The following is a 22,101-nucleotide window of genomic DNA, read 5'->3' as shown; positions in this document are numbered from 1 at the left end:
AGTAAAAGATGTTTAATTTTCATTGCTACTTTAAAGCAAAGTTTTTTACAGAACATAATTAACATCAAGAGAGTAAAGAATAGGAGTATGGCCTAATGTGAACAACAAATTTGTCTGGATAAACTAGGAAAAGTAATTAAAAGGAATATAGTTTATGAAAATTAAGATATCTAGCTTTCCTCATTATTTAAGAAAGGCTATAGGAAAAAGTACAAATATGATTCATTTTGATGATACCATCCTTGCAAGCGCTGCTTGTGTATCCTGCTCAGGTATCCAGCCTAGAGTCCTAGAAGTGAACTCTACATCGACTTCAAGATTACCAAGAACACGTGCCACCTGATCCCTTTTTCCTAAGCAAAAACCCATAAGCTTTAGAAGAGACTGGGGGAGTTTAACCAGACGAGCTTGTACTCCAAGCCCATTAGCAAGAGCATTCACTAGTTCAACGGAAGAAATTTGTTTGGCATCTGCTGCTAAAAAAATTTGGTTAGCCGCATCGGGGTGAATAGTACATAACCATATTAAGTCACATAGAGCATCTAATGAGCATAGATTCCGCTTATTTCTCATTGCTCCAAAGGGAAGTGGCACCCGTTTTTTTATCAGCTTCTGTAAGGATAATAGATTACCTTTCACTCCCTCTCCATAAACTAATGCTGGGCGTACAATAGCTACTTCAAGAGTAGAGCTTTTGGCTATTTTAAATAAGCACTTTTCAGCAGCCAACTTAGAGCGCCCATAAGCATCTTCAGGTGAGGGCATATCATCAACAACGAATGGATGAATAGTTGACTCGCCATTTACTTTAATGCTACTTAAAAATACTAAACGTTTTACTCCTGATTGGGCTGCAGCTTCAGCAAGCTTACATGTATATTCAACATTTACCTCATGATAAGCAGTCTCTATATCAGATTCTGTATCTTTCATCACATGAGCACGGCCAGCCAGATGAACAACCACATCAATATTTTGAAGGTCTTTTACTAATTGGTCTTGAGCAGTTAATCTATTATTATTACCATCCAGGTTTACAGTTTTATGGCAACCTTTAATTTCAATCTTAGATCGACTAGCTCCTACTATTAATTTCACTTCTTCTTTTTGACTTAGAAACTTACAAAACGCTTGGCCAACGAAGCCGGAAGCACCCGTAATTAGAATATTCATAACTAAACCAGCTTCCAGCCATATCTATTGAAAAATTTTACCATTGAGCTAGAAAAATATTTGATATGTTTAAGCCCTTTTCTTCCCGCTCCTCCTCCATAATGAGTAACAACTACATCCGGGTGATAGACAACACGACCTAACTTTCTTGCACGAAATGATAAATCAAAATCTTCAAAATACATAAAGTAACGGCTATCAAAACCACCGAGTTGTTTTAAAATTGATGAGCGAAAAAGCATAAAACATCCACTTACAATATTGACATCGGTAATACTATTACTGTTAACAACCTGATGGTTCTCGTAATCAGCCAGCTTTTTTTGGAAAAGCCTGTTTAGTTTTTTGTTATTCAAAAATCTAAGTAATAAAACGAATACTGATGGATAAGACTTCACACCAGATTCTAAAGTACCTTTTTCATTCAATATTTTTGGCGAGACAAGTACAACATCATTGTTGTTACTTAAATAATCAAGTGCTATTTCAAAAACTCCCTGATGAATAATTACATCAGGGTTAAGTACTAAAACATAGTCATAACCAAGTACATTTGTGGCTAAGTTATTACCTAGGCCATAACCTAAATTCCCTTGACCTTGAATTAACCTTAAATCAAACATTTCATTTATATTAGAATATCTATGAGATAATTTTTTACTTAAAGCTGAGTCACCGAAGTTATCAACAACAACTATTGAAGCAAATAGTATCTTAGTTTCATTTACTGCCCTAATAAGAGAATCGATGACATTCTCTATTAAACTCCAAGATTGCTTGTAAACAACTAAAGAAACAAGCAGTTTCATATTCTGCCCTATAAATTAGAATTTGTTTATAAATTTACGTTATAACTCATTTTGAATCATTGATATAAACAATATTCTAGTCAACATAAAAATTCTATGAAATCACTCAGCCTTAGGGATACAGGGTGGAATGACTAGAAAATAATCTATTATCAAAATCATATTCCACTCAACAATATCATTATATAAAAATCAAAATCTATAGAACCTTTTTTCTATAAAATAGAAAGAAAAAACAGCCATTAAAATTGTCATACCTAAACAAACTATACCAAATAAAAATTTATTTTCATCAGAATAAGCCTCACTATTCTTTAAAGCTAATATAATTGGCATGTGATAAAGATAAATACCAAAACTTATCCTCCCTAGAAAAGGCATTCCAGATTTATTAATGATCAGCTTACCATTATCTTTAATTCTAGAGCTTATTAAAATTGCAACAAAAATAAGTATTGAAAATGAAATAGCTAAAAAAGTTCTACCAATAACTAAATATACCCAATTTGACCAATAATCAGGTTCCTTTTGGACAGCCAAGTAAAAATATAATATAGACAATGATACAAATAATAATAGAAATACAACCTTGTAACTTAATAGCTTACTCATTAAACTACTGGATCTATAGAACCTAGCAATTATAATTCCATATGCAAACTCATCTAGCATACCTATAATTTGAGTAGACCATATAAATTTTAAAATAGGGATTAAACTATCTTCTTGGCTAACCAAAAACCTCCATATCCAAGCAGTTATAATCCAACAAGATAATATTAAGGCTATATGCCTATCATTTCTAATTTTTAAAGCTGAAATAGCGATAAGTATATAAAATGCAGCCTCAACGCCTAGACTCCAGTAGACACCATTTATGCTTCCATGAGTATGATAAGAATAAACATGAATAAAGCTTACATGAGCCAAAATATCGATAAGTCCATGAACTGATATAATATAAGTTGGAGCTGCAAATGCAATTACTAGTAATAGTGATATATAATATCCTGGTGCTAGCCTAAGAAATCTTTTTGTTAAAAATATTCTCAGATTCCATTCTGGCATTGCCAGAACAGATAACCCAATAAAGAAGCCGCTTAAAACAAAAAATAGGTCAACACCTATACCACCTAAATTAAAAAAGCCTTCAAAAGGATCTCCACCAATAACTGCAATATGATAAAAGAAAACGGAGAGTGCCGCGAGCGCTCTAAGTACATCGAGCAAATCAATTCTGTTCAAAACATTTGCCTATTATAAAAAATACAAGGATATTATTTACTTTCTATGTTGATCAGATCATGGAAAGGCCTTGAACTCAAAGATTTTTTTACAAACCTTTGAAAACTAAATGGTATTAGATTTACAAATCTTGATAAAAATGGACTGTTGCGAAGTTTCCAAAGAAGTATGAGAGCTTTCTCCTTACGATTAAGCTGATCACTCATCTGTGAACTAGAGAATCCCAGCAAATCATATAATGAAGATTCATTTGACTTTGTTGGACATTTAACAAACTCTAAGTAATTGTCTTTATAGAAGTCTTTGTTCAAATATAAATCAGTATTATATTCATTACTTTTGATTTGATGCTGACCAATTTTAGAATTAGAAAGATCTGAAGACCAAAAATCAACTAGTGAATTAATAGTTATATCCCAGGGTAATAAAATTGAGTTCTCTCGCTCTGAAACTCGCTCAGGAAAAGCACCAAGATTAGGGCAGATAATAGGCAAATTTGTTCTTAATGCTATAGATAATGTATAGCTATATGTTTCTGGCCAAACTGCAGGAAACCAAATACAGTCAGGGTTTATCTGTTCAATTAAGTCATCAGCTTCCACTATATCATAAGGTCCGTGAGTTATTACGCCCTCTAGAGGTTTATATGCATAACCTAGCAGATGAAATTCATGGGAAGTAGAAGCAGCGACTTTCTCAAGTATATCAGCACCTTTTTCTTTACTTAAAGCCCCAAGAATTAATATTTTTTTCTTAGGGGTTATTGTAAACTTCCTAATTTTACCAGCAAATGTTTTTTTGACACAAACATCATGATGATAAGAAACTATAATTTTGGCAAAGCAACTTGAATAGACTTCACAAAACCTTTTTGCAGTATCTTTAGATGGACAAATTATTCTACTAGCATTATTTACGAAAATACCATATTTCATTCGCCACTCATCTATTGTGCATGATATTGGATAACGACTTGCACACATAACATCCGTCTTATTTTTATCTTCGCCAACAAAAATTCCATCGTTATTTGTTAAGGTTGGATTACCGTTAATCGAGAAATAATCATGAACTGTATAGTCATACTCTAAGTTAAGCTTTGTTGCTAGGCCAAATAACTCATCTGGAAGCTCCATTGTATGGTGATAATGAACCCTATCTACACCCACATAAAGAAGTAATTCCTCCAGTATAGTGAACTCTTCTTTAACATTGAATGTGTGCTTAAAATTAACCTCTTTGCCATTTAAAAAATAAGTTACAGTTACTGTGTTCTCTATTTCTGTTGGAACAAGCTTTAGAAAGTCTACTTCATTAGCGTAAAACTCTACTAACTCATTTATATGCTGACTTACACCACCACCTAGCCTATGTGAAACAAGCAGTACTTTTTTCTTTTTACTTTTTCTTAGAAGCGATAAAAAAGCTAATTCCCTTGCTTTTTTTGCAGGATCATGAGAAATAAAGTTATGTACGTCTCGAACATAATCAGGATGCAAAGACTGAAGTAGCTCTAGAGCTTTATCTTTTCTAGGATCACCTTCATCAGCGAAACTAACCCCCCCTTTATGGAATGCAAACACATTCAGCTGATGAGTATTTTTCCAGCCTGCTTTAAGTGCCCGTTGACACCAATCATTTTCCTCACCATATCCTTTACCAAATGTTTCTTCATCAAAGTAGCCTACATCATTAAGACAATCTCGTCTTAAATACATACAAAAACCAACACCTGTTGGAACTTCAACTATATTTGTTTCCAATTCTAAGTCAGAGAATATATTGTCAATTTCTGTGACATTTAAATTACCTAGTAATTCATTATCTTCACAAAAATTCGGGAAACTACATATGGTCGCATTATTTGAAAAGGGGGTTACACTTCCAATTTTTTCATCAGAATAAGCAGCTTGTCTAATACGTTCAAGCCAATTAGACTCAGGTACTTCTACATCACTATTAAGTAGTAATATATCACTGTGTAAATTCAAAGCCATACCAATATTAACAGTGGCAACAAACCCTAAGTTTTTATCATTTTCAATTAGCTGAAAATTTTTCTTTTTGGAATAGCTTCTAAGCCAGTAAGACAGTTCTTCATCTGGGGAACAATCATTAATAACTAATAATGTTGCCCAACTAGGAATTGACTTTAAAGTTGAATGAATACAATCTTTTGTCTCATGCATACCACGGTAAACTGGTATAACTATAGTCACATTATTCATAATTCTTTTGCCTGTTTTAAGGACAGAGAAAATACTGTTTAAAAGCTTAATATATTTCATCTTAGCAATACTATGTAAATCAATGTATTTCTCTTTTTCAGACACTTTGTATTCATTATCCAATATTTTTACTAGCAATGCTCTTCTTTGCTCTAGCTCTAAAAGATCAAGATTTTTTTTCTTTAATTGATCTTTTATCTTATCACTTTCAGATATATAATTTAGGATTAATGTATTTTTTTCTACAATTTCTGCATCCATTCTTCTGATAGAGTCAAGCAATTTGTCACTCAATGGCGATGTGTAATTTAATCCTAACATTTCTGCTGAAGATGTATTTGCCAAAACTTCGTAAGGGTATTGAGGTTTATGCATTAATAAAAGAGCCACATCGTCTAGGCATGAAATTTTAACTAAATCTTTTACACAATACTCATCAGTTATATTATTTTTTAACAATAAAAGCCCAGCTTCCGAAGCATTTAAAAAAATATTTTCTTGATTATTCTTAAAATTCAATTTATTATAGGCATCAGCAATAACGCCATAAATATCATACTCTCTTTGACTTGCCCACTCTAGTACTTGACGAGAGTTGTTAAGGCTATTTACCTCAAGAAAAATAACTGGCTCATTATTTTCTATTAGTTTTTCAGCCCCAAAAAGAACATCTATTTCCATGCCTTCTACATCAATTTTTATAAAATCTACATTTTTAAAGTTTAATTTATCTAGTGCATAAACTTCAACTTCTTGTACATTAGTAGTGTCTATACAATTGAGTAAAGGTAGCCCTCCAAAATTCTCATTCTCAACTAATGAGAGTTTTGGAACACTTATAATAGAATTTTTATTTCCTACACCAATATTAAATGCTTCTATGTTACTTAACGGTGCTACTTCGATATTCTTTGATAAAATATTAAATAGTTCTTGTCTAGGCTCAAAGGAAAATACTTTACCATTAGCAGCCAAATGAGAAAAAGCTCTACTATGAGTTCCTATAAATGCTCCTACGTCGAAAACAATACTGTTTTTCTTTATAAAACGCTTAAGAATACAGATTTCATTTTCAGCCCATTCACCGTACATCTTTATAGACTGTGAAATAATACTATCATTTTCGATTATATAAAATTCACCATACTTAGTATTGGAGGTCTCAATATTACTGGTCATTTATTAATCCAACGAAGATTTATATTTAGATTATTTACTCCACAATATCCATGCACAAGACGCCCTTGTAAAACATCAATTCTTATCGCATCATGAATCCAGTGTAATTGTTGATGATCATCTAAGATACCATCGGAAATAGCAACATTAAGGGTATATGATCCTCGAATTAATACGGGCATCGAAAAACTAAAATCTGCTTGAACAGTCTCTCCTTTTTTAAAGCTAATACCTAAATTTCTATAAGAAGCACCGCTATCTTCGGTATATATATATTGCCCCTTTTTATCTTTTATCATAAATCCAATAACAGGATTTCTTATATCTCTATTTATCTCTATTTGAATCCTAAGTGTTACAGTATTACCATCAACTATCGAATTCAGTTCATTATTTTCTTCATCAAGAAAAACTACTTGTCTTATTCTTGCCCCACCAATTCCAAAAGATTCAGCTTCATGCCTAAACTGACCAATTCTGTATATATTTTCCAGTTGCTTTTCACCTTGCAATTCCAAAAAACATCTTTTTTCTTCAACTATTGAGCTACTTGCTAAACAAACTTTAGTTTCATTTTTTTCTTGATAAAGGTCATTTACATAATTTTTACATATTTCTTCTGTAGTACCTTCAATGGCAGGCTTTTCTCCACCAGGAAACAGTATTATTGCCTTTTGACACATGCTAAGAACAGTTGATGTATCATGACTAACAAAAAGCAATGTTCCACCTTGGGATTTAAACTCTTGTAGATATCTCATACATTTTTGTTGAAAGAAGATATCACCAACAGATAAAGCTTCATCAATTATTAGTATATCAGCATTGACATGAGCAGCTACAGAAAACCCAAGTCTAACATACATACCACTTGAGTATGTTTTCACTGGACGATCTATAAACTCGTTAAGCTCTGAAAAGTTAATTATATCTTGACAAACACTATCAATATTCCCTTTCGACAACCCCAAAATAGCTCCATTTAAATAAATATTCTCACGACCAGTAAATTCGGGATTAAAACCTGCACCAAGTTCAAGTAATGCAGCCAACTTTCCATTTAATTCAACACTGCCAATAGTGGGTGTCAACGTACCACATATTATTTGTAATAGTGTAGATTTTCCAGCACCATTTCTACCAATAATACCTACAGTATCACCTTTTTTAATCTCGAATGAAATGTTATTTAATGCACAAAATTCTCTATAGTATTTTTTATTTTCTGGTTTAGTGAAAATTTGTTTAATTCTATCATGAGGTTTATCATAAATTTTAAAGTATTTACTAACATTATTTACTTTGACTGCAACTTCATCAGATAACATCAGCAAACCCTTTTCTTGTTTTTTGGAAGAAGAAATAACCAATTTGAAGAGCCACGATACCTAAGACCCAATAAATTAAACATAATTTTAAATCTGGCTTTTCACCAAAAAACATCAATGTTCTACTTTCCTCAATAAAATATGTCAATGGGTTTATTTTCATAAACCATTTTAATTGATCAGGAACTGTTTCTAGTGAAAAGAAAATTGGTGATAAAAACATCATCATGGTAGAAATAACACCTGTCAATTGAGACATATCCTTTAAATACACTCCCACTGCAGAAAGCATAAAGCTGAGTCCTGTCATAAATAGGAGAAAAGGCAATAATACAAGCGGCAAGTAAATTGTTGTTATTGGTATACTCCCTTTAAAAAACAACATAGCTCCCCCCCATACAAAAATACTTATGAGCAAGTGAAAAAATGCTGAGAGTATTATATTAATGGGTAGCAATTCGATAGGGAAAACAACCTTTTTTACAAAGTTAACATTTGAGTTAATTATTAGAGGTGAGCGGTTAATTGATTCTGAAAAAAAATTAAAGTATATCATACCTATAAATAATATAAGCGCAAAATCTATTTTACTTTCATCAATATTTCCAGGAATCCACCTTGCTTTAAATATTACTGAAAACACTACAGTGTATACAGCTAATAAGATAACTGGGTAAAAAAAAGCCCAAGTTACTCCAGCAATAGAACCTCTATATCTACTTATTATATCACGCTTGGTTGTTTGACTAACCAACTCCCAGTTTTTTATTACTAAGCGTATTCCAGAAATTAATGAGTATGAGTTTTTTTGTTTAGAGTTCATTCTACAATATATTCGCTATTTTATAGCCTATTTACATCGATAAAGCTTATTGCATTTTCATCCTTTTCAGACAAAACTGGATGTTCATCAATAGGCCAGTCTATACACAAGTCTTCATCACACCACAATATTGAAACTTCTGCACCAGGATTGTAATAGTCTGTACACTTATATACAAACTCAGCATAGTCACTAGTCACATAAAACCCATGAGCAAAGCCTTCTGGAATCCAAAGTTGTCGCTGATTTTCTGCCGAAAGATATACACCAACCCATTTCCCAAATGTTGGTGATTTTTTTCTGATATCCACAGCTACATCATATACTTCACCAGAAATAACACGAACTAACTTCCCTTGTGTATTTTCTGTCTGATAATGCAAGCCACGGAGAATCCCTTTTTTCGATTTAGAGTGGTTATCCTGCACAAAAGTAGTAGGCTTTCCTGTAACTAATTCCTCAAACTTCTTTTGTTGCCAAGTTTCCATAAAGAAACCACGTTCATCACCATATACTGTAGGCTCAATAATTTTTACATCTGGAATTTTGGTATCTATTACTTTCATAAAATTATACGTAAACTTGAATATTATTTAATGCTTGCTGCCAATTACTTGGTTTAATTCCAAATTGTGTTTCTATTTTTTTGCAGTTTAGACATGAGTTCACTGGGCGTTTTGCTGGAGTGGGATAATCTTTAGTAGGTATTGAATTTAATATAGGTGTCCTATCAAATTCTTGTCTTTCAATAGCAGACTTGAAAATTTCAACTGCAAAGTCATACCAATTTACATATGGCATTCCAGAATAGTGGTAAACACCATAGTGAATGTCATTACTATTTTTAATTTTTTCTGCGATGCTAATTAAAGCTGAGGCAATATCACCAGCAAATGTGGGGCCTCCATACTGATCACCAACAATAGAAAGCTTTTCTTTTTCCCCCGCCAACCTAAGCATAGTTTTTACAAAGTTACTACCATATTCGCCAAATACCCAAGCTGTACGCAAGATTACATATTTTGAACAGTTTTGAATAATAGCTTTTTCACCAGCAAGCTTACTTGCTCCATAGATATTATTTGGTGATGGCTCATCTGTTTCTATATAACTTCTATTAAGTGCACCATCAAAAACATAATCTGTAGATAGATGTAATATGACTGCATTGACTAACTCTGCTGCTTTGGCCAGAAAAAGAGCTCCATCTCTATTAACTTTATATGCAAGTTCTCTCTCAACCTCTGCTTTATCTACAGCAGTATAAGCTGCCGCATTAATTATAAAATCTGGTTGAATGTTTGTTACAAGGTTAATAACTGCAGTTTCATTTGTGATGTCAAGTTCTTCACGACCTACAGCTATAAGCTCAGCCTTATTTTTTAGTTGTTTCTCAAGGTAAGTACCCACTTGACCTTTACAACCAGTAACTAGTACTTTCATTATTTTATTTAAATATTTTTGGTTAATATCTTTGTATTAAGTAAAGACTTTAAATATTTACCATAGTCATTTTTCATCATAGAACTGGATATTTGTAGTAGCTCTATGTCTGTAAGCCAGCCATTACGCCATGCAATCTCTTCAAGACAAGCTATTTTTAAACCCTGTCGGTGCTCTATGGTTTGAACAAATGACGATGCTTCATGTAAGCTTTCATGAGTTCCAGTATCCAACCATGCAAATCCACGCCCTAATTGCTCTACATGTAAAGCTTCATTTTCGAGATACATTTGGTTAATGCTGGTAATTTCCAATTCACCACGTGCAGAAGGTTTCACTGACTTTGCAAACTCAACCACTCGTTTATCGTAAAAATATAGACCTGTTACAGCATAGTTGGACTTAGGTGCTGTTGGCTTCTCTTCAATGGAAATAGCCTTCATATCACTGTTAAATTCAACGACACCAAAACGTTCTGGGTCTTTCACCTGATAACCAAACACAGTTGCACCGAACTCTCGGGTAGCTGCTTTTTTCAGCATATTACTAAAAGATTGACCGTAGAAGATATTATCACCCAATACCAGACAGCAGGTACTCTCTCCAATAAACTCTTCACCAATAATAAATGCCTGTGCCAAACCATCAGGGCTTTCTTGAATAGCATATTCAAGGTTAATCCCAAAGTCAGAACCATCCCCAAGAAGACGTTTAAAACTTTCATTATCTTCGGGTGTTGTAATAATTAAGATGTCCCGAATACCTGCTAACATGAGGGTTGAAAGGGGGTAGTAAATCATTGGTTTATCATAAACAGGTAGTAGCTGCTTAGATACGCCTCGAGTAATAGGGTACAATCGTGTACCCGAGCCTCCCGCCAATATAATACCTTTCATATTCTAGTTTGCCCCCACGCCTAAACGTTCTCGGCTATAAGATCCGTCGAGTACTCGGCTCCACCACTCTTGGTTATTTAAATACCACTGAACTGTTTTTCGAATACCTGATTCAAATGTTTCTGCCGGTGTCCAGCCTAGCTCCTGTTCAATTTTCATGGCATCAATCGCATACCGTAAATCATGACCTGGACGGTCTTGAACATAAGTAATTAAGTCCTGATATTGGCTAATACCATCAGGTTTATTAGGGGCTAACTCTTCTAATAAAGTACAAATTGTTTTGACTACTTCTATATTTGTTTTTTCGTTATGACCACCAATATTATAGGTTTCACCTACTATTCCAGTAGTGACAACCTTATAAAGTGCAGCTGCATGATCCTCTACATAAAGCCAATCACGTATTTGTTTACCATCCCCATAAACAGGTAAAGCTTTACCTTCTAATGCATTTAAAATTGTTAAAGGAATTAATTTCTCAGGGAAATGGTAGGGGCCATAATTATTCGAACAGTTGGTGATTAAAACTGGCAAGCCAAAAGTGCGATGCCATGCACGCACAAGATGGTCGCTTGAAGCTTTAGAAGCAGAGTATGGGCTGCTAGGCGAGTATGATGTAGTTTCTAAAAATAACGCTTTGCTATCTCCCAGGTCACCATATACTTCATCAGTCGAAATATGGTGAAAACGAAATGTTGCTTTTTTCTCATCACTTAGATTATTCCAATATTCCCTAGCTACCTCAAGTAATGTATAGGTACCTACAATATTGGTTTCAATAAACGCTGTAGGACCATCAATGGAACGGTCTACATGACTTTCTGCAGCTAAATGCATTACCACATCAGGCTTGTGTGTAGTAAAAGCTTTCTTCAATAAGAGATGATCACAAATATCAAGTTGTTCAAATACATATCTATCGTTATTAGTTACGTTTTTCAGCGACTCAAGATTTCCTGCATAAGTCAGCTTATCTACATTAATAACACTATCATTTGTTTTATTTATGATATGCCGAACAACAGCCGAGCCTATAAATCCGGCTCCTCCTGTTACTAAAATTTTCATTCTACTCTAACCGCCTAAAATACAACAAAACTTAACAATTAATATCGGTATATAAAGATACTTGTTTTTTACACTTTATTTATGTAAGCAGCCCAAACCAACTTAATAACTTACTACATCAATTCAGCAAATAAAAAATACTAACCACTTTAATATAGGAATATTTTTTAACCACGCTACCGCCCCAGGATTTACCGTTATTTTCCTGAGAACCTTGTAAAAAGGAGCATTTAGCTTTTTGTATGGCCTTGTGATATTCAGCTATTTCTGTCTTTTAAGTTAATTATGGTGATCACCAAAACCACAACAAAACTACAAGACTAAGAGGCTTTGATATATTTTTTTGATAACCATTCTCATTTAAAGACTTACACCAAAACCCCATCGACTATTTTTTGACCTATCTGGTTTAATAGAACCGAAGAAGTATGTAAAGAAAGAGGAGCTATATATAACACTAATATGTGCTTTGTAGATAGGTGTGGCTGGCACTGCATACTTCTACTCCAATTGCTTATCAGGCTACTATTCTGACCTAAATTTACAAAGCCACGATTATATAATAAAAGTGCTAATTAATAATAGATTCTATGTATTAGAAGAGACTTATCAATAGCCAAGACTTTAGATATCCTTTACAACTCACATATCCTTTAGTAATCCACTCACCATAAGTCGTTTAAAAAGAAGCAGATTATATAGCATGTACTATTTTGTAGCATATTACTAAGCATTGATTTGATAAGAGTTAAACAGGAAAGATAGAGATTGAATAGACATTCTTCACTTCTAAAGTAGTTCTAGACAGATTACAAAGGAAGGGAAAATTACGAAGAAGAAGAAAAAGATAAAAACGACCGCGGTCAATATTTAACCAAAACAGTCTATTCGCTTCATTTAAGACCATTAGTTTTTAGACAGCCTCGAATTACCCAGGCCAATCAAGTATAATCATCACTAATTGACTCATTCCAAACGATTTTTGCTAGTGATGGGTAAGTAAGTTTTGACGTATGCTTAGAGTAATTGATTTTTTTGCTGTTTTAGTTGGTTTGTTGTTACTTTGGCCAGTACTACTCGTTATAACATTGGTTGGTTATTTTGATACGGGTAAGCCAATATTCATACAACAACGTATAGGTAAAAGTAGTCAGCCTTTTTATCTGATTAAATTTCGAACTATGCATCCTCGAACAGCTTCTGTTGGAACGCACTTAGTTGATGTAGGAGCAGTTACTCCACTTGGAAGCTTTTTACGAAAAACTAAGCTAGATGAATTGCCCCAATTAATTAATGTGTTATTGGGACAAATGAGTTTGGTGGGGGCTGGACCTTGCTTACCAAATCAGCAAGTACTTATAAAAGAAAGGGCTAAACGAGGAGTTTATAACTACAGGCCAGGTATTACAGGTCTGGCACAAGTTAATAATATAGATATGCCGACACCTAAGAAACTAGCTAAGGTTGATGCTTTAATGCTAAAACAGCTTAACTTCTGTTTATACTTCGGCCTAATCGTTAAAACAGTATCAGGCAGTGGCCAAGGAGATAAACTGAAATCCTGATGATGAAATATACAATTCTACACTCTTTCAGGCAATAGGGTAACTGTAGCCATAGCCATAGCCATTAACTGCATAATATTTGAGCGAGCGTACTTTAAAACAAAATTCGTTCTTGATTGATGGCCTAGTTTCAGTCTACCAAACTCTTTTACTGCTTCAATGGGATTACAAGGAGGAAATACCTCTGCATTGGTATCATCGTTTCGGCCACCACGCGCTATGCAGCCCTCCGTCGTTTAGCTGGATAATCTAAATGATCAATAAGGTATTCAAATAAGTCTATTGGCTTCTCTTCGAAGAACCTTTCTGCGGCCGTCGCTCCATCAGCTCGTTTTATAAAATAATTGTGCACAACAGTTAGTGCTTTTAGTTTGCTACTACTCATCCTTTTCAAATTGTAGTGGTCTAATGGAACCGGACACTTTAATGAGAGATAATAAGTATCAAGCATTAAGGTGTTAGTATGAGTCAGAAACGCAGTTACAAGTCGTACACAAAAGAGTTCAAAGCTGAGGCTGTTGCCTTAGTGTTGGAGCAGGGTTATTCAGTGCCAGAAGCAGCAAAATCATTGGGTATTAACTCAAATATACTGTATCGCTGGAAGGATGATTATGAGCAAAAGCAGGCTGGTAACACCTTAACAGAAAGTGAACGTGAAGAGCTGAAACACCTTCAAAAAGAAGTGAAAACTCTGAGAATGGAAAAGGAAATTTTAAAAAAGGCGAGTGCCTTCTTCGCGAAAGAAATGAAGTAAAATTTAACTTTATTCAAAAACAAGCCGCGACCAACTACCCTGTTAACCTGCTGTGCCGTGTGATGAAGGTAAGTTAGTCAGCTTATTATGACTGGTGTAAGCGCCCAGCCAAATCAATATCAGCTGAAGAACGGGTCCTTCGTCAACGAGCCAAAGCACTCTTTAAGGCAAGTAGAAACAGCTTAGGAAGCCGCATGTTAACCAAGAAACTACGCGAAGAAGGCTTTCAAGTCGGACGCTATCGAGTCCGTACATTAACGCAATGCTCGACTTTTCAGCCTATTAATTTAGATAACTGTAGTGGGGCATTGCCTTGGTTCCTATTAAATAATACACATAAGCTGTGCGATAACAGCTTGCGGGTCATTCGATTAGTCAAACTCCACAGGGTTCTGCCTTTGGTCCGCTGAATATTAAACCTTTCTACTAGCTGACCAATGGTTGTCTCAACTCGTCGTCGTAACCGATTAAGCTGGCTCCTCCAGGACTTGGGTAAAGGATCAATCATGTTATCTCTAACCGGGGTTTCTAGCTGAAGCGATTTTAACTCTAACAATTCAGCTTTAAATTCAGCCCCCAAATAACCTTTATCCCCTAACAACATGCCTGACGGCATACCTTCTGTTAACTCCCATACAGCTTCCCTTTCGCCATCACTTGCTGGGGTTAATGTAAATCCTGCTATGGCTCCATGAAAGTCAATAATGAGGTGCCCTTCAAAGCCATAATAGGTTTCCCCCTTGGATGCACAATAGCCATACTCAGCCTCTTCTTTAAAGCGGCGGCAATTTCTTGCACGTTTAAAGTGGCTAACAGGCAAAGGAAAACCATCGACAACATGTATAGGATCATTAATAGTACCCAGCTCAGCTGTTACTTGCTTTTGTAATTGTTGTTTTATCGCCCATAAATTAGCAGCTTGTTTAGCAAACTGGCTTCTTGAGCCTATGCCTGGAAAATACGCTTTCCAATGCTCTTTGAAGTATTTCCAGATAGCGGTATCAGCATCAAGGCCTTGAAATTCACCAATTAACTCCATGGTAATGACTTCTGCATCCGACAGTGAGGGCTTAATTCCTCGCTGACGTAATCGCCGTTGTTTTAATAAATCAGTTAAAACATCATCGACCCAACAATAAGTAGTTATGATAAACTCTTCCAGTGACATTCCCTTTCCTTGATATCCCTGTTTTCGCAAACTTAGGATGGGGTTAGGGTTTGTCATTTCAAGTTATTAAAAGTCGAGCATCGCGTTACATTAATGAGAAAGTTGCATTTAAAAGTTAAGCAAAGGGTAGCTTATAAGGTAACTACAAAACGTAAGCAAGGTGACCAGGTTGCTGATAACCTGTTAAATCAGAACTTCAATCCAATGGCTTCTAATGAGGTTTGGGCTGGTGATATTACTTATCTGAAGACGGCTGAAGGTTGGGTATATTTGGCAATTGTCATGGATTTATTTTCTCGACGAATTGTTGGCTGGCATATGGCTAGCCATATGAATACAGACTTAATTTGCAAAGCGATGACTAAAGCCATTCATTTACGACAACCGAAAGCCGGTTTAGTATTTCATAGTGATAGAGGATCACAGTATACAAGTCAGCCATTTTGTTGTGGTTTATTAAAAAAGCACCTGATACGGCCATCAATGGGTGATGTAGGGGCTTGTTGGGATAATGCAAATGCAGTAGTGGAACGATTTTTTGGTAGTTTAAAGCACGACTGGATTTTTAAAGCGGAGCAACCGACTCGTCAGGATATAATGCAAGATGTTACAACTTATATGAAGTATTATAATCTGGAGCGCTTGCATACAGCTAATAAAAATATGTCTCCGGTTAACTTTGAACAATATCAGAGAAAAGTGTCTGGTTTAGTTTGACCACAACACTGTAAAGCGGCTTTAACAACCGCTAATACATTATAAGCAATTACAGCAACACAAAAGCAAAATAAGGCGGCTTTGGGATAAGCCAGGGTATTGATTTCAGAATTAAGATACGACTCAAGCTTTTGAAACATCGTTTCTATAGACCAGCGCTTCCGGTAAAATTCAGCTATCTGTGAAGCCTTGGTAACGGATTTTGGCAAGTTGGTGATGAGGGATAATTCTTTATCACATCACGAGTTGCTTGCTTTAAGCGGATAGTAATAAGACGCCACCTTTTGCTGTTAAGCTGATTATCCTCAACTTTTATCCACTGCTCACTTGGCCTGTGTCAGTATCACCTACCATAATAGGCTTACCTATAACCTTATAAGGCAGTTGTTGGTGACGACGACAACTAAACAACCACCTACTAAAGTAGGTGGGTTAGTAATATGGACTGAAAGTCCGGATACGGGTCGAAGACCCGTTTTTTTTATCAGTCTTCAGTCCTAAAATTATCATCAATCCTCGGCTCAAAGTGATGTTCTAAATATTCTTTTATCATTTCTTCTGTTACATCTCCTGAAGTCACACAAAAATAACCTCTAGCCCAAAAATGTCGACCCCAGTATCTTTTCCTTAAATCAGGATAGCTTTCAAACAGTTTTGCCGACGTTCGACCTTTTACTCTTCGCATTATTTCGCTAGGAGCCATATTGGGTGGCGCTGAAACTAGCAGATGTACATGATCCTTACTAATGACACCCTTTAATATATCAATTTCAAAAGTATGGCATGTCTGTCGTATTAACTCTCGAGCCTTTAAACCAACATCACCTTTTAGCACTTGATAACGATATTTCGTTACAAATACAAAATGATACTGAATTTTGAAAACTGTATGGCTACCATATCTATAGTCCATCGCAATACCCCTACAGCATTATATAAGTAGACTCAGAGTATCATAGCTAAAGCTGACCGGCTAAAAGCCGGTGGTTTTAACCTTTCAGGTGACTAATAAAGTAAGCACCTTGATTAGCTATACCCATGAGATGGCTTAATACACAAAAATTACGGTCCATGATGAATACATCATTTTTACTCACCTTTTCACGTACTCGATGGTAGTAGTGAACGTTCCTGTGCATGGCCATCTTCACAAGGAATGACATCAGTAGCTAGATCATTCTCAGGTGTATAAATGACCAGTAATTTTCCCAGCAAAGGCGCACTCGTAATACTTTTAATCGATGCTCAGTCGCTTCAATACAATTACCATCAAGCATTTTAACTTGAAAACCGGGTAACCAAGGCTTGTTTTCACCTTTAAGGCCCTCTGCTAAACTTTTAAAGTCCATAGCGGTATCATGAACAAGAGCAGCAGCGACTTCTGGTTCCAATCCATTCAGCTTGTTATAAACGGACGTAATGGACACTCTTATCTTATCCTTACTAGACTGATAAGCCGAATTAATTGATGGGAACACTTTAGTGACGGTAAGGCTCATTAAGTCAAATAAAGAAGAAAACAAAAGGTCTCGTGTATACTGCTTATCTATAGCGCGATCAAAGCAAGCATTTAAGTTCTCAGGATTAAAGACCCTTTCTAACAACGCTTGCACCATAACTGGAATAGGCGCTTTCTCCATGAAACGTTGTAGTATTGGACTAAAACTCACTCTCCTCACTCCTTAAGAAATAGCTAACAAGTGATGTATTTTAAAGGAAAATTACTTAGCAATACCAGACTGATTAACTAATGATTAATCTGGTTGTTTATTCACCTTGAAAGGGCTGGTATAACCCCCTAGGAACCCATATAGAGCCTGGCATAAATTAACATACCCAGAAAAGGCTTTTTTGTTACTAGAATGGTGAAACTTCAGTTGAAAGTAATTACTAATTTTGTTGCTATTGCTTTTTGATCATGATGAATTTCCAAGTATTACTAAATTTTAATTTACATGCTGACTTGTATAAAGGTAATTCGATGTTTTTATAGAAAAGATGACTTATATATATACAAGTCACTACGAATACTGAAAAACCAATTTCAATAAGCAATTGACCATGACTGGATAGGTAAGTTCGTAAGCCGCTTAGGTAGAATAACTGTAAAAATAATACGTGACTCAGGTATAATGTATAAGAAGAATTTCCAATTGCCACAAATAAGTTCTTTGCTTGAAATATTCTGTGTTTTTCTAATATTAATGCTGTAAGTACGATAGCAAATGATCCAATACCGATTGTAAACACTCTTATAGGACCATTTTGAGCTTCAATATGAATTCCGTAGCTATATGTGATAGTAGCAATAATGAGGCTAAGAAAAATTACCCACTTGTACATCAGTTTATGATAGAAAATATATAATAATGTTCCTAAAAAAAACTCAATCAGGAAGTGAGATAAAAAGAAATATAATAGACTATTGCTGTCAACTGGTATAAAAAGAGTGCGAAGAACTAACAAAATAAATATTAGAGGTAATAAGATCTTTATTATTTTTGTTTGGAAAATAAATAGAAAGGCAAAAATCAAATAAAAGAAAAGTTCATAAGTGAGTGACTAAGTTACTGGGAGTAACAGATCATAAAGATTGCTGTTTGTAAGGAAAAATGAGCCTAGCAAATCTATACGTTCGAGTTTCTGCGGGTCAGAATAGTAGCTGAGCAAAAAAGCTATAAAAAAGAATGGCCAGTAGCCTAAATAAATTCTTAACATTCTATGCTTAACAAATTTATAAAGGTTATGATAATTTCTTTCTTTGTGGATAGTTGTATGACAAATAACAAAACCACTGATGACGAAGAAGATATCAACACCTATATAGCCATATTCTGCAAAAGAGATTAATAATGATGCAGTTCCATTCATAGTTGTATAATGTGGTAGTGCGTGATGTAAAAAGACCACTATCGCAGCGAATGCTCTTAGCATTTGAATATTATAAAACACGTAAAGTTTTCTCTTTAGTCAAAAACGCAAATACTCTCAAATTACCATTGAGTCTGTCTATACTTTGACTGAAATTAAATGAAAGACCTATCTTTTCAATATATTAAACAGTAATATGGGCGTGTTCTTCAGTTACTTAAAAGTGGAACTTCTCTTTGCTTAAGGTGTGTCTATATACCAGGAAAGCCCAAAAATTATACTGTTGGGGAGGGTTAGCTGTTATGCTAGTTGAAGAAGCCTGTGATGGCTTCAAAATGATCAGAGTGCTCTATTTGAACATGAAGGATAAATTAGAAACTGAATAAAAGACTATAGCTTTTCCAGTACATCATTACCCTAGCCAGTAGAAATTGTTTGCTTTATAAACAATTTGGCTCTATATGGATTCCTAGGGGGTAGAACACAATACCACAAAAGAGGCATTATTTGACCTCACTGGAAAGTTGTCATTAAATAATATACAAAAAATGATCAATATTAAGCAGCTGGTAAACGACAAACAGTGATATCAATTCATTCATCAGACTCGCTGGCCCAATGGCGTCAGCTGCCCCCATTGCCAGTTCCAGCAGGTTGAAAGCAAAGTAAGTGCCAAATCAACTACAGGTGTTTGTTAGCAAACCAACTATTGTAAAAAAACTATGCAGCTGATAGCTACCTAAAAATAAATTGAAGTGATTTATTTATCTTCTTGGGTGAGTTGCCAAGGAAGTAGTTTTTCAATATCAGTTAGTGATTGTGCATTAGGTAACTGGGTAAACACATATTGCAAATAAGAGAAAGGGTCAAGATCATTGGCTTTAGTCGTTTCAATTAAGCTATATAAATTTGCACTGGCTTTTGCACCTAGTTGACTATTGGCGAACAACCAGTTTTTTCGCCCTATTACAAAAGGGCGTAGCGCATTTTCGGCGGGATTATTATCAATAGGATAAGCACCATCATCGAGATAGCCGACGAGTCGATCCCATTGATTATGTAAATAGTGAACGGCTTTACCTAGTGCCGTTTTAGGTGGTGTTTGTTGCTGAGTTTTATTGAGCCAATTTTTTAGTTTATCGATAACGGTGTTTGTCAATGTAGTTGTCGTGTTATCTTCATCGGGCTATCTCAAAAAGTGCGGCATAAATATTAATAATCAATTTAGCGTTGCTTATTAATAACACGGACAACCCCCATTGCTCCTTCCGGTGGACGCCTTGCGATGCAAGCCATCCATCCTCAGCAGCTTCAATTAAAGCGTGGCGTTGTACAGCTTTAAATGGATATTAACGAGTTTGAGTTCGCTCAGGATTTAAGTGGACTTCATCTGCCAACTCCCAGTTTCGTATATTCCCACTCCATCGGTTAGGGAAAGCTGCTTTAGCTTGCTCATAAACTTGTTTCCGCCGGCTTAAAATAACCAAGGCTTCCCCAGTATGGCGTTGTACCGGTGTCACAAACTTTAATCCACTATGCTGGTGCTCATGGTTATACCAATGAACAAATTGCTCAACCCACTGTTGAGCGCTTTCTATTGAGGTAAATCCTTGGCGAGGGAAATCAGGTCGGTATTTAGTGGTCTTAAATATGGACTCAGCATAAGCATTGTCATTGCTGACTCGCGGTCGACTATAAGAAGGCTCAATGCCAAGTTCAGTGAGTTTGACTTGCAAAGCGCACCCCTTCATTGGACTCCCATTATCTGAATGTAATATCAACGGCTGTTGGTGAGTTTTATGGAGACTTTCCCGCCAGAAGGCTTTTTGTATTAAGTCTGCTGCTAGGCTACTACGCTCACAATCGTGCACCTCCCAGCCGACTACCTTGCGGCTGAAGACATCAAGGATCAAATACAGGTAAAAAAAGAGACCGGTGGCAGGACCTGGCAACCAAGTGATATCCCAGCACCAAAGTTGATTAGGAGCTGTCGCCGTGTGGGTGGTTTTCGGTTTGGGTTGACGAGGTTGGGTCTTCCCTCGATGGGTTGATAACCCTTCTGCCCGCATGAGCCGATAAAAGCTGGCTTCACTGGCAATATACTCGCCTTGATCCGCTAATTTAGGCACAATCTGAGAAGGTGGGAGGTCAGCAAACTCCGGTGAACTCAGCGTTTCTCGCATCTGTTGATGAACATGGGGAGGAAGTTTATTAGGCGGCAACGGACGCCGTGTAGTAGTGCGGCCATCCGGTTGTAGCTCACCGCCTTGCTGCCATCGTTGATAAGTGCGCGGGGTTAACCCTAATACTTCGTGTCCCCTTGGTAAGCATGCGTGACTCGTACAAACCTTCCCTGATAGCCTAACCTCAACAGTTATCAGCCTTGTTGAGGATAATAATGACCGAAGCAGCAACCCCCACCGAATCTCCATTAACTCTTGAGGCAGTGCAAGCCAAGTTTGAGGCCTGGCGACAGCGACCAGGTAAACGTCAACCATTTCCAAAGGCATATTGGCGTGATGTTATTGCACTTCAGGAGTACTATAAAATATCAAAAATATTATCCACTTTACGGATCAGCCATGCTCAATTAAGGGTGCAAGAGCAAAGATTAAATGGTAAAGCTAAGTCAACTGAAAGAGCAGTTCCACCAGCCAATGAGTTTATTAAAGTCGATTTTAGTGGTGAAACAGCAAAATCATCTGCAACAGAGTCATGTTTGCCAGAGACTTTATCCGTTGAGCTAACGCGGCCTGATGGCACTGTACTAAAGGTGAGTGCAATATCATCACAAGCCGTTGATGCATTAATTACACGGTTTATTGCTTAAT

At 35.8% G+C, this 22,101-nt stretch carries 18 protein-coding genes and 5 pseudogenes; 5 read left to right on the top strand and 18 right to left on the bottom strand.

The genetic code is table 11. The features are described 5' to 3' along the window. Positions 1–222: 222 nt before the first annotated feature. From OQE68_RS21945 to rfbB, 10 genes are all read right to left on the bottom strand, one after another. Entirely contained in the window at positions 223–1,173 is a 951-nt protein-coding gene (locus OQE68_RS21945) for an NAD-dependent epimerase/dehydratase family protein (RefSeq protein WP_180567588.1), read from the bottom strand. Between the two features lie 2 nt (positions 1,174–1,175). Next, complete coding sequence (locus tag OQE68_RS21940; RefSeq protein ID WP_180567589.1) at positions 1,176–1,982, bottom strand: glycosyltransferase family 2 protein; 807 nt, start codon at positions 1,980–1,982, stop codon at positions 1,176–1,178. Positions 1,983–2,174: 192 nt separating this feature from the next. Next, entirely contained in the window at positions 2,175–3,227 is a 1,053-nt protein-coding gene (locus tag OQE68_RS21935) for an acyltransferase family protein (RefSeq protein WP_180567590.1), read from the bottom strand. A 32-nt stretch (positions 3,228–3,259) separates the two neighbouring features. Further along, positions 3,260–6,634: an FkbM family methyltransferase gene (locus OQE68_RS21930; protein ID WP_180567591.1), complete on the bottom strand. Its 3,375-nt coding sequence runs from the start codon at positions 6,632–6,634 to the stop codon at positions 3,260–3,262. Beyond that, on the bottom strand, positions 6,631–7,962 hold the full coding sequence (locus tag OQE68_RS21925; RefSeq protein ID WP_219339958.1) for an ABC transporter ATP-binding protein: 1,332 nt from the start codon (positions 7,960–7,962) through the stop codon (positions 6,631–6,633). Before OQE68_RS21925 ends, OQE68_RS21930 begins: the two co-directional genes overlap by 4 nt. Further along, entirely contained in the window at positions 7,952–8,785 is an 834-nt protein-coding gene (locus tag OQE68_RS21920; RefSeq protein WP_180567592.1) for an ABC transporter permease, read from the bottom strand. Before OQE68_RS21920 ends, OQE68_RS21925 begins: the two co-directional genes overlap by 11 nt. Positions 8,786–8,805: 20 nt before the next feature. Beyond that, positions 8,806–9,351, bottom strand: a complete 546-nt coding sequence (rfbC, locus tag OQE68_RS21915; RefSeq protein ID WP_180567593.1) for a dTDP-4-dehydrorhamnose 3,5-epimerase — start codon at positions 9,349–9,351, stop codon at positions 8,806–8,808. A gap of 4 nt (positions 9,352–9,355) precedes the next feature. Continuing rightward, a complete protein-coding gene (gene rfbD / locus OQE68_RS21910) occupies positions 9,356–10,228 on the bottom strand; it encodes a dTDP-4-dehydrorhamnose reductase (protein ID WP_180567594.1) in 873 nt (290 codons plus the stop codon). An 8-nt stretch (positions 10,229–10,236) separates the two neighbouring features. After that, entirely contained in the window at positions 10,237–11,124 is an 888-nt protein-coding gene (gene rfbA, locus OQE68_RS21905) for a glucose-1-phosphate thymidylyltransferase RfbA (protein ID WP_180567595.1), read from the bottom strand. 3 nt (positions 11,125–11,127) lie between these two features. Next, complete coding sequence (gene rfbB / locus OQE68_RS21900) at positions 11,128–12,195, bottom strand: dTDP-glucose 4,6-dehydratase (RefSeq protein WP_180567596.1); 1,068 nt, start codon at positions 12,193–12,195, stop codon at positions 11,128–11,130. A 1,013-nt stretch (positions 12,196–13,208) separates the two neighbouring features. On the opposite strand from rfbB, the gene OQE68_RS21895 reads away from it, so the two are divergent. Then, positions 13,209–13,760, top strand: coding sequence for a sugar transferase (locus tag OQE68_RS21895; RefSeq protein WP_180567597.1), 552 nt, complete (start codon positions 13,209–13,211; stop codon positions 13,758–13,760). 217 nt (positions 13,761–13,977) lie between these two features. Here OQE68_RS21895 and OQE68_RS30975 read toward each other — a convergent pair whose 3' ends face one another. Continuing rightward, positions 13,978–14,211: a DUF6399 domain-containing protein gene (locus tag OQE68_RS30975; protein WP_353618526.1), complete on the bottom strand. Its 234-nt coding sequence runs from the start codon at positions 14,209–14,211 to the stop codon at positions 13,978–13,980. Between the two features lie 12 nt (positions 14,212–14,223). On the opposite strand from OQE68_RS30975, the pseudogene OQE68_RS21890 reads away from it, so the two are divergent. Continuing rightward, positions 14,224–14,771 (top strand): annotated as a pseudogene (locus OQE68_RS21890) (transposase); the annotation flags it as partial. Between the two features lie 17 nt (positions 14,772–14,788). Here the strand turns inward: OQE68_RS21890 and OQE68_RS21885 are convergent. After that, positions 14,789–15,682, bottom strand: coding sequence for an IS982 family transposase (locus tag OQE68_RS21885; RefSeq protein WP_266195400.1), 894 nt, complete (start codon positions 15,680–15,682; stop codon positions 14,789–14,791). Between the two features lie 36 nt (positions 15,683–15,718). Between OQE68_RS21885 and OQE68_RS21880 the strand changes: the two are divergent. Further along, positions 15,719–16,399 (top strand): annotated as a pseudogene (locus OQE68_RS21880) (IS3 family transposase); the annotation flags it as partial. Here OQE68_RS21880 and OQE68_RS21875 read toward each other — a convergent pair. The 4 genes and pseudogenes from OQE68_RS21875 to OQE68_RS30970 all read right to left on the bottom strand — a co-directional run bounded on the left by OQE68_RS21875 (position 16,372) and on the right by OQE68_RS30970 (position 19,333). Further along, on the bottom strand, positions 16,372–16,608 hold the full coding sequence (locus OQE68_RS21875) for a transposase (RefSeq protein ID WP_353618612.1): 237 nt from the start codon (positions 16,606–16,608) through the stop codon (positions 16,372–16,374). The pseudogene OQE68_RS21880 and the gene OQE68_RS21875 overlap by 28 nt on opposite strands. A gap of 275 nt (positions 16,609–16,883) precedes the next feature. Further along, positions 16,884–17,312: an IS200/IS605 family transposase gene (gene tnpA, locus OQE68_RS21870; protein WP_180572236.1), complete on the bottom strand. Its 429-nt coding sequence runs from the start codon at positions 17,310–17,312 to the stop codon at positions 16,884–16,886. Positions 17,313–17,568: 256 nt separating this feature from the next. Beyond that, a complete protein-coding gene (locus tag OQE68_RS21865; RefSeq protein WP_180571686.1) occupies positions 17,569–18,069 on the bottom strand; it encodes a hypothetical protein in 501 nt (166 codons plus the stop codon). 232 nt (positions 18,070–18,301) lie between these two features. After that, positions 18,302–19,333 (bottom strand): annotated as a pseudogene (locus tag OQE68_RS30970) (acyltransferase family protein). Positions 19,334–19,860: 527 nt separating this feature from the next. Here OQE68_RS30970 and OQE68_RS30965 point away from each other — a divergent pair. Next, positions 19,861–19,968 (top strand): annotated as a pseudogene (locus OQE68_RS30965) (transposase); the annotation flags it as partial. Positions 19,969–20,030: 62 nt separating this feature from the next. On the opposite strand, the pseudogene OQE68_RS21860 reads toward OQE68_RS30965, so the two are convergent. Then, positions 20,031–20,417, bottom strand: a pseudogene (locus tag OQE68_RS21860) (IS66 family transposase); the annotation flags it as partial. Between the two features lie 202 nt (positions 20,418–20,619). Continuing rightward, the gene (locus OQE68_RS21855) at positions 20,620–21,702 is read right to left on the bottom strand and encodes an IS3 family transposase (protein WP_266195794.1); all 1,083 of its coding nucleotides are present in this window, start codon (positions 21,700–21,702) and stop codon (positions 20,620–20,622) included. Between OQE68_RS21855 and OQE68_RS21850 the strand changes: the two genes are divergently transcribed. After that, positions 21,669–22,100 (top strand): hypothetical protein, encoded by a 432-nt coding sequence (locus OQE68_RS21850; RefSeq protein WP_180571490.1) that lies wholly within the window; start codon positions 21,669–21,671, stop codon positions 22,098–22,100. The two genes, OQE68_RS21855 and OQE68_RS21850, sit on opposite strands and share 34 nt — an antisense overlap. The last annotated feature ends 1 nt before the right edge of the window (position 22,101 follow it).

The sequence above is a fragment of the Spartinivicinus marinus genome, from assembly GCF_026309355.1.
In the GTDB taxonomy this organism is placed as follows: domain Bacteria; phylum Pseudomonadota; class Gammaproteobacteria; order Pseudomonadales; family Zooshikellaceae; genus Spartinivicinus; species Spartinivicinus marinus.
This window is presented reverse-complemented; position numbering and strand designations above follow the sequence as displayed.

Bases quoted from the DNA above. Each gene is read 5' to 3' on its own strand.
- OQE68_RS21945 (WP_180567588.1), bottom strand. From the start codon at position 1,173: ATGAATATTCTAATTACGGGTGCTTCCGGCTTCGTTGGCCAAGCGTTT.
- OQE68_RS21940 (WP_180567589.1), bottom strand. From the start codon at position 1,982: ATGAAACTGCTTGTTTCTTTAGTTGTTTACAAGCAATCTTGGAGTTTA.
- OQE68_RS21855 (WP_266195794.1), bottom strand. From the start codon at position 21,702: ATGGAGATTCGGTGGGGGTTGCTGCTTCGGTCATTATTATCCTCAACA.
- tnpA (WP_180572236.1), bottom strand. From the start codon at position 17,312: ATGGACTATAGATATGGTAGCCATACAGTTTTCAAAATTCAGTATCAT.
- OQE68_RS21930 (WP_180567591.1), bottom strand. From the start codon at position 6,634: ATGACCAGTAATATTGAGACCTCCAATACTAAGTATGGTGAATTTTAT.
- rfbA (WP_180567595.1), bottom strand. From the start codon at position 11,124: ATGAAAGGTATTATATTGGCGGGAGGCTCGGGTACACGATTGTACCCT.
- rfbC (WP_180567593.1), bottom strand. From the start codon at position 9,351: ATGAAAGTAATAGATACCAAAATTCCAGATGTAAAAATTATTGAGCCT.
- OQE68_RS21885 (WP_266195400.1), bottom strand. From the start codon at position 15,682: ATGTCACTGGAAGAGTTTATCATAACTACTTATTGTTGGGTCGATGAT.
- OQE68_RS21920 (WP_180567592.1), bottom strand. From the start codon at position 8,785: ATGAACTCTAAACAAAAAAACTCATACTCATTAATTTCTGGAATACGC.
- OQE68_RS21850 (WP_180571490.1), top strand. From the start codon at position 21,669: ATGACCGAAGCAGCAACCCCCACCGAATCTCCATTAACTCTTGAGGCA.
- rfbD (WP_180567594.1), bottom strand. From the start codon at position 10,228: ATGAAAGTACTAGTTACTGGTTGTAAAGGTCAAGTGGGTACTTACCTT.
- OQE68_RS21925 (WP_219339958.1), bottom strand. From the start codon at position 7,962: ATGTTATCTGATGAAGTTGCAGTCAAAGTAAATAATGTTAGTAAATAC.
- rfbB (WP_180567596.1), bottom strand. From the start codon at position 12,195: ATGAAAATTTTAGTAACAGGAGGAGCCGGATTTATAGGCTCGGCTGTT.
- OQE68_RS30975 (WP_353618526.1), bottom strand. From the start codon at position 14,211: ATGCTTGATACTTATTATCTCTCATTAAAGTGTCCGGTTCCATTAGAC.
- OQE68_RS21895 (WP_180567597.1), top strand. From the start codon at position 13,209: ATGCTTAGAGTAATTGATTTTTTTGCTGTTTTAGTTGGTTTGTTGTTA.